This is a genomic window from Paenibacillus sp. P4_E11 (assembly GCF_056401635.1).
The window spans coordinates 19,399-27,863 of sequence record NZ_JBFUIX010000080.1 but is presented as its reverse complement, the minus strand read 5'-3'; the positions used below and the strand labels follow the sequence as shown (position 1 = coordinate 27,863).

Annotated in this window: 7 protein-coding genes; all 7 read right to left on the bottom strand. The window is 48.2% G+C overall.

Annotated features, from left to right (window positions below):
• Positions 1-190 precede the first annotated feature (190 nt).
• On the bottom strand, positions 191-598 hold the full coding sequence (locus AC1DWB_RS24420; RefSeq protein WP_477543699.1) for a THUMP domain-containing protein: 408 nt from the start codon (positions 596-598) through the stop codon (positions 191-193).
• A gap of 103 nt (positions 599-701) precedes the next feature.
• Positions 702-1,073 (bottom strand): hypothetical protein, encoded by a 372-nt coding sequence (locus AC1DWB_RS24415; RefSeq protein WP_477543698.1) that lies wholly within the window; start codon positions 1,071-1,073, stop codon positions 702-704.
• A gap of 84 nt (positions 1,074-1,157) precedes the next feature.
• Positions 1,158-2,174 carry an aminoglycoside phosphotransferase family protein gene (locus tag AC1DWB_RS24410; RefSeq protein ID WP_477543697.1) on the bottom strand — a complete coding sequence of 339 codons (1,017 nt, stop codon included), beginning with the start codon at positions 2,172-2,174 and terminating at the stop codon, positions 1,158-1,160.
• A 147-nt stretch (positions 2,175-2,321) separates the two neighbouring features.
• Positions 2,322-2,714, bottom strand: a complete 393-nt coding sequence (locus tag AC1DWB_RS24405; protein ID WP_477543696.1) for a phosphotransferase — start codon at positions 2,712-2,714, stop codon at positions 2,322-2,324.
• Between the two features lie 272 nt (positions 2,715-2,986).
• Complete coding sequence (locus AC1DWB_RS24400) at positions 2,987-3,880, bottom strand: phosphotransferase (RefSeq protein WP_477543695.1); 894 nt, start codon at positions 3,878-3,880, stop codon at positions 2,987-2,989.
• Between the two features lie 503 nt (positions 3,881-4,383).
• Complete coding sequence (locus tag AC1DWB_RS24395; protein WP_477543694.1) at positions 4,384-4,836, bottom strand: VOC family protein; 453 nt, start codon at positions 4,834-4,836, stop codon at positions 4,384-4,386.
• A 446-nt stretch (positions 4,837-5,282) separates the two neighbouring features.
• Positions 5,283-8,333, bottom strand: coding sequence for a TIM-barrel domain-containing protein (locus AC1DWB_RS24390; RefSeq protein ID WP_477543693.1), 3,051 nt, complete (start codon positions 8,331-8,333; stop codon positions 5,283-5,285).
• Positions 8,334-8,465 lie beyond the last annotated feature (132 nt).

The window sequence follows — 8,465 nt, the reverse complement described above, 5'->3', positions numbered from 1 at the left end:
ACACCATAATGAAGACCATTCCTAATGGTCGGAGACTGCAGTGAAAGAAATTATATAATACCGCTTTTTGAATAAATTCGATTATCCCCCCGAAAACGGAATTGTGCATCCGTCAACTTAATGGAAATTCTACAATATGTTTCGTAAATATCAGCACGAATACATAAAGCGTCAGCATCTTTTTGAGTACTTACAAATCCGTCTTTTTCCAAGACATCTTCATTGTTTTTATAATATCAAAACGAGAATATGTATGTTTTCCTTTTCTGCTGGCGCTTACTATTATTTCTCTTGATGATTTTGAAAATTCAATAGCAAGCCTCTCCCAGTTCATTTTCTTAATGCTAGATTCAATCTGGGCTAAATCTGATTTATGTGTCCCGACAGTAAATTCTGCAGCTATACAGTAGATATTATCAGCGCAACGAAGTTTCTTCAGCCTATTAACTTCTCCGAACGCTCTAAAAACTGCCTTGCCGCGTTCAAATTTCATCCTTTGTATTTCTATGCCAAGTTCTTCGATTTCATCTGCCAATACATTTTCTAACCCGTATGTTACAGTTGCGAAAAAAAATGTATTATTCTCATATTTTTGCATGAAGACCCCCCTGTCACTAAAGCTTAATCACATAACATAATGATAGAGGAGGGAAATTATGGTGAATATGTCTTGTTTAACTTTAGTTATTCTCAACATAAACTTATAAGTATACTGCATAATCCTCAAGAAACGTGTCATGATCCACTCTTTCAGTAATCCAGATAATGACAGGGTACTCATTCACATGAGATCGCTTCAACGCCTCAAACAATGGATTATTGCAATTTATTTCAAATTCTTCCTTTTCAAAATTAATAATCAACGGTGGGGTATCTTCTATACATTGAATTTCATCCAACCAATGCACAACGTTATTTTCAAAAACTGTTGGATGTACCTTCCATTTCATATTTTCTTCCGGTCCGCTGGATCTTTTAAATAAAGACAGGGGCATCATGATCGGACCCAAATAATATCTGTAAATAAGCCGCAAACCATCCGAAAACACTTTGTTGCGGCGATCAAACAGCATTCTCTGATCTTGGAGCTATCGTTCCCAGATAGCTTAATGAGTTAGCACTTTGTTTACATCTAATGGCTCAATAGTTATATTCATCTACATATTTCTCATCTCATGGATTTTTTGCAAGGTATTAAGGTGCATTGATTTATCTTCGGGCGACTCAGCGGATTTATACCACTCCACAAGCCTGTATCCGAACATAACAAGGATTAGTTCATAGATACAATGATCGGAGATATGGGACACATCCGCATACTCCGAAAAACCCCTGTAATACGCCGGAATGCATTTTTGGTAGTATTCAATCATATGACAGACATCCGCTTCATCCGTAATTAAACTCGCGATATCCTCGCCCATGTACCCCCATCCGGCGGTATCCCAATCGATAAGTACGATTTTACTGTCCGAATAGAATATGTTTGCCACCCAAAAATCTCTGTGGCAAAGCACTATTGGCAGCTTTTCAATGCGACTGAATATTTCATCCGCATTGTTATCTATCTCTATGAGCATTTTACACAGGTGCTTCGGAATTTCGCAGTCATCGGAGCGTATGTAATCATATAAAACATTCCATGACCGATACCGCAGATAGTAGTTTTTCGTAAACTCAACCTTGCTTAAATTGGACAGATTCTGCAATACGTTTGGTCGTTCTGTGTACAACTTGCCTTGAAATCGCCCCAATTCCTCGGCTATACGTTCATACATTTCCAAGGCCAGATTTAAGCCTGACACACCATCAATATATTCCATCCACAGTTGAATCTCATCGCCATTTATTTCGGCGTGATAACACTCCGGACAACTGAACGAATCGAAGAAAACCTTTTTGAAATCTGATGCATAGAGGTCGTATTCCCTTCGCCATGAATCCGGATCTCCGTAACGCTTAAATTTTTTCTGTGTTTTCCAAACCACCTTATACGGCAGATTTTCACCATCAGAAGTTTCAAACATGCCAGTTACAAGCCGAACATCTCCTACTGTCCCGCCTTGCAACTCTTTGATTTGATAATCTGCACGGATTATCGCCTTGTCGAGCATTTTACTCAAAACAAGCGCCAGCATTTCGGGTTTTACAAACCTTTCTTCCTGGTTGTTCATTTCTTTTATCCTCCGTTATTACCCTTATGTCGTATGGCCATTTGGCGTATACCTTCACCCTTAATCTCTAGATCAATCTGATCGTGATGCAACATCTTAGTTTTACGATGCTAAACATAATATCACCGACTTGACTCTCCCCGTTTATCATCGTTTATCACGATATAACGCTTGTAACTCCCCAATGCCCCGCCTTGTATAGTCAAGCAGCTTTGCCGTCTCGGCTTCGTCCGAGGTCTCCTCAATCAAGCGTTGTATATTGAACCAGACGTCCTCGATCCGCCGGCGTAAGACGTAGAAATAAAGAAGTTCATGGTTGATACGATAATCGCGCCGGGCGGCTGCGTACGCTTCCAGTAACATACTACCATACGGATGCCACGCATAGATGAACAGGTCGGCTTCGGCAGGTGCTAGGCGCAGATCTTCCCAATCTGCCAGCACAAGGCGCTCGCTCTGTATCACATTGTTACCGTGTGCGTCCCCATGACATAATACGAGTGGAGAATATTCCAGCCGAACCGTGTCGCGCAGGCTCAAGGTTTCGCGAATCGCCTCGTTGAGTAGCCCGTAAGTTTTTCGCAGAAAGGTAGCAAGATGTTCTCAGCAAGCCCGGGGATCTCGAGAGGAAAAGCTTCTTAGGATCACCACTCCTTGATTAAGTACCACACCTATTGTACACTGCTTCGGAATGGTGCAAATGGTACTTTATGGTTATAACTAACCTGCCCGTTACTTCAACAGACTGCCGATTAATGCCGGCAGCCTGTTTCAATTGTGCTATAGTGTCCCGTATAGATTAATGGCGACCGTCAGAACAGTGCCCGCTGCGCAAACCATCGATCCAAATTGACGGACCCTTGCACACCTAACAGCCGATAAAAATAGCGGTATGCTGTACGATAGTTCGATAAATCGGGAGGATCCAGGATCGTCGAATAGCCTTTGAGGAAAGAAGCGGCCGATATCTCATCCAACACATACTCCAATCCGACAAAATCAAACTCGCGAGGACCTACCGCATAGGCTTCAACATCGACGACCGCCGATAGCATCCCATCTTGAATTAAGAACTGTGACGGATCAAGATCAATAAACACGGGACAGAAGTGATCCGGCACTGGCAGAACGCTAAGTTCACGGCACATGGCATCGAGCTGTGCCTTGATCTTGCTATCATTCTCATAATCGCGTTCGACGAGCTGCCGCATGGTTTGGGACAAACGGGCATGGAATAATTCTTGTCGCTCGATTTGGGTGCGGGCAAGGTTTCCGAAGTAGTCGCATCGCTGCAAATGTACTTGAGCCAACCAAACGCCTAACTGATATAGAAGCGCATCGGATTGCCCGACGAAAGACTGGAACGCCTTGCCGTTCATTTTCTCGACGACGAGATATTCCCTGCCCTCGATAATCGCATGCGCATGCACTTGCGGCGCAGGAATGCCCGCAATAGAACCCAGCATGGTGGCGTTCTCTTCAAAGTGGCGCATTCGTCTGGGATCGATCCCGAACAGATCGTAACATCCCCACCAAAACTCACGGCTCGGTGCTTCATTCCATCTGGACGTACGTACGATATGCTCCTCCGAAACTGTCTTGACCAGCCAGACGTCGCTGGCATGCCCGGAATAACCTGGATCGAGGTACGTGATCCGTTCGATCGGTTCATGAAAGAGTTGCTCGAGCTTAGAATCGATAGCCATGAATGAAAAACTCCCCGTTTATATATCAATGCTTTCATTTCAAATGAAATTTCCTGCAATAATCCACCCCATAATTGTAAGTACTCAACGGTAGCAATTTATAGGGAAAAAATGAATATAAAATATTATTACTCGATGCTGCTGTTACTTTAATGAACAAAAAGGAGCTCCCACATGGCAAGCTCCTTCACTATCGTTCTTCCGTTAGTTGAGTCCCTTTAATTTGGTTTTGCATTGATTTCCGTTAAAGTTCATGTATCACGAAGTCCCACCGATTAAGGTCAGCTTGCTGCCGGCCGCGATGCGGTTAGTCGGTGCGGATGTGTCCCGGTAATTACTTCCTCGTTCCTTGTTTCCGGGACCGAGGGTCGCCCAGACCCGGAGCGTGAATGCGGTGTTTATATGATGCACCCGACTTCTTCGAGATACTTTCACACTGCTTTTCTGTTTCTATTTTTACTCTAGTAATGTATATTTCAGTAAAGTCTTCTTTTAAACGTCACTTATTTATTACCGAGTTGTTCCGCCAAACCGATTAGAAGTCCTTCATTTCCACGAATGTAGCAGAGCCGATACGAGTCCTCGTACTGAACCACTTCGCCAACGAGCTGAGCACCATACTTAGTGAGTCTGGATACCATTTCGTCAATGTCTTCAACGGTGAACATGACGCGTAGATAACCGAGAGCATTTACAGGAGCAGTTCGGTGATCTGATATAGTAGGTGGGGTGAGAAATCGCGAAAGTTCAAGTCGGCTGTGGCCATCTGGGGTAACCATCATAGCAATCTCTACACACTGTGAACCCAGCCCGGTTACGCGACCAGCCCATTCACCTTCGACAGTAGCTCGCCCTTCGAGCTTCAAGCCAATCTCCTCGAAGAAAGAGATTGTGTCATCAAGGGATTCTACAACGATGCCAACATTGTCCATTCTTAGTAATTTGTTTTTTGCCATAGTTTTATCTCCTTATGTGTACAAATTTATTAACTGATCATCTTCATATTTATTCTATCAAGAATTACTATTTCCTTCCAAACGATTAACATCTTGTCACAGTTCATGATAACAAAGATAAGTCACAGTATAGTAAAATGTGAAATTTGGTTTCGGATATGTCATATTAACTTTTATTCTACGAAATTCAATTCGTAATTACCGTAATAAGATCGTTTTACGTAATAAAATTACGTAGATACCCCTTTTCTAAACTCCTAATATTTTTATACTTTAACAATTCGGAGTTATTATATTATCTCCTGCTTATTATTTTTGATCATCAGACTAACCTGCCAGTTAGTTTAATGGTCTTTGCAGCTCACTCGGCAATGGATACATGTTCTTGTCAATTGCTAATGACACGAACATAAATCCATAACTCAAGCAATACCGTTCGCTCCCCCTCAGCTCCGTTCCTGTTTAAAGCTGACCGGCGGCTCCCCCCAATATTTGCTGAAAGCTTTTGAGAAGTTTCCGGCATCCTTGAAGCCGCAGAGGGCCGCGGCATCATATACTTTGTGGCCATCTCTCAGAAGTTGCTTGGCCCGCATCATCCGCATCGAGATGACATAGTCGTAATAGTTGCGGCCGGTTTCCTTCTTGAACAGCCGGCTGATATGAACCGGATGCAACGCGAAACGTTCGGCCATCGCATTCAGCGACAAGTCCCGCTCCGGCTCCCGCAACGCGAGCTCGAGCAGCTCGCGGATAACCGGATGTTTCGCCTCGGGATGGGGCGCATCCATTTGCCTGACAAGCCGGCTCACGAGCCGCTGAAGCAGCTCGTAGCCTTGTTCGGGCTTTTGCAGCTGCGCCAGTTCATAGGCTTCATCCTCCATGTGCTTAAACGCATCCGCTGAGGTCCATCCGCTTCGCTCCGCCTGCCGCACAATCAGATAGCAGCCTTTCATTACGTGCAGCTGCCAAACGGCGTTAGCGGCGGACGGGGCTTGTTTCATTTTCGCCCCCCACCATTCGGTCAAAGCCGCTTCCGCAACTCGCAGCTCGCCCGAGTCCAAAGCGGCGGCAAAAGCATTGTCCGCTTCAAGGTCATCTGAAATGGCGTCCCCCCCGCCACCCGCGGCATCGCTTATCCCCCGGCCAAGTACACTGGCCGCTGGCCCGCTGAACGGATCGACTGACGCCGCTGATCTTCTCTCGGCCCCGGTGCGAGCGGCAGCCGAGCGACCGCTTTTCGGCGGATGAACGATTTCGATGCACACGCCTGCTTCGCCGAACTCAGCTTCCGCCACATGTAACCTGACCGTCCCCGCCAAACGATCGTACCGCCAGCTGCGGAACGGATCGGCTTTATTCCGCGCTGTGCGGTCCGGACGGCGCTCCACTCCCACCCGCACCGCTGCGGGCTTGGCGTTAGTACGAACAATGAGCTCATAGCTCCGCTTGACCGCCATGCCGGCGAATGTTCCCTCGCGCTTTGCAATGCGCACCGTCGTCATCGCTTGATCCGACGCGCACTCCAAACGCGTTCGGACGGATGCCCCCTCCAAGTAGTCGAGCGTAGCGCCGTCGTCTTCATACAAGAGAAAGCTCCCGTGAGCTCCGGGGTATATTTCCAGCGTGAGCGTCTCAACCCGCCGCTCCCCGATATAGTCTATCGGCGGCCACATCGGAACAATCGCCCCGGCGCGCACGAACAAGGGTCCGCCCGCTTCGGGAGGAACGCTTACGTCGATCCTGCACGGACCGCAGTAACGGTTCCCTGTCCAATAATCAAACCAGTCCCCTTCCGGCAAATAAACGCTCTCGGTATAAACGGCGACGAGCAAAAAATCGCCCAGCATGTACTGCCCGTCCAGCTCCCGGCAATGCCGGTCCCGCGGATACATAAGCGGCATGGCCCGCGTAATCGGCATTCCGGTACGTACGGCAGCGTGAGCGGTCGAGTACAAATACGGGATCAGACGGTAGCGCAATCGCGCATAGCGCTGAAACAGCTCCTGCAACGGATGCTCCAGAAAGTCCGGATGCTGAAAATGATCCATACTGTTAATTCGCGACCACGCCAGCAAAAAATCGGCGTGGATGCCTTCGCGCGAAATGAGATGCATGTTCGTTGTCGTATGGACATGACCGGAAAGACCGTAATTAAGTATCGCCACGATCGCGTGCTTTGCGGTGTAAAACGTCCCTGTCGTACTGGCCGCAAACCGCTGCATCCCCAAATACCCTCTCTCTATGTGGATCGCCGGCCGCATGTTCGTCTGCTTCAAAAAGCCGGCATACATTTGCTTGCAGAGCAAAACCGGGTAAAGATTATGCAGCTCGGCACTGCTCATGCCATTCCCCCAGATTCGCCCGGGATCGCCGTGCATCGGGTTATTCGGGTGCAGCACAAATGCCGATACGCCGTCTTCGACAAACTTGCGCAAGTGCTCGTACCACGATTCCTCAAGAAGAGGCTGCACGTCCTCTCCGTATCCGTCGTTACGATCTTCCCATTGCGACCCCATATTCTCGCTGGCCAGCCGCTCTTCGAGCACCGTCAAATCATAATCGCAGCCCAAAGCCAGGCTCAGCTTGAACCCTTGCTTGTGCAATATGCCGATAAACGAAACTTGGCGTAGCAGATCGTTCGTACTTGTCGGGAATCGAACCGGATGCCATCGTTTCGTCGTCGAGAAGTCATTTGCCCGCTCCATCCAATCGTCGTTTAGGCCGATCAAATCGCATGGAGTCCCGGCGCGGCGAAATTTGATCGCATCGTCCAGCACATCGCGGGCGCTGGACCCGATCCGCGAGCAAAAGTTCAGACCGTACATCCAGATTGGCAGCAGGGGCGGCTTTCCCGCAACGTTGGTGTAAGCGTCTAGCAGCTCCGCATAGTCGTTGCCTGCGAAAAGAAACAAGTCCAGCTCGCCGGTCAGCCCTTCGATCAGCAGCTCGTTTTCGTTCGAAGCTCCAATATCGAACAGATGGCGCCATGTCGTATTCACCATAACGGCCCAACCGCTCGAGCTCATCAGGAAGGGAATCGGGGCGCTCGCCAACAGTTGCTTCTCTCCCCACATCTCGACACGCAAGCCGCGCCGCTGCAGCCGCTCTGGGGCGATGTTGCCAAGCCCGTACAGCGCTTCGTCCCCCCCCAGTTGAAAACGTACGCCGAACCCGGACTTATCGCTCGACCAAGGAGAGGCGCTCGTCGCCACCCGTTCTTCCCCATCCGCCCCGAACAAGCGAAACTGTCCGTCTCTGCCGTCCATTCGCAGCATCGCTTGTCCGCTCCGAATTTCTACAACGCTTCCGGGAGGCGCTGTGTAAACATCTCTCTCCGTCTCTAAGATAGCGCTTACAATTTGGTAGCGCACTGAAGCGGGCTCCGCAAAATGCCCCGTTTCATTCAACCGGATCCGGAAAGTGCCTGGCGCAACCGTCTGTATTCGCACCCATCTCCCGTTCGAAAGCGACAGCAAGAAATCTTTCGGCTCCCCCATCCCCACGCCTCCTTCTATTGCCTCCATTATAGCATGGCTAAAAGACAATGTTAAACATTCACATGAAAAATGGCGGCTAATTCGGTTAAAAACCTACATCCCCCCATCAGCAAATACCATGTACGGCTCATC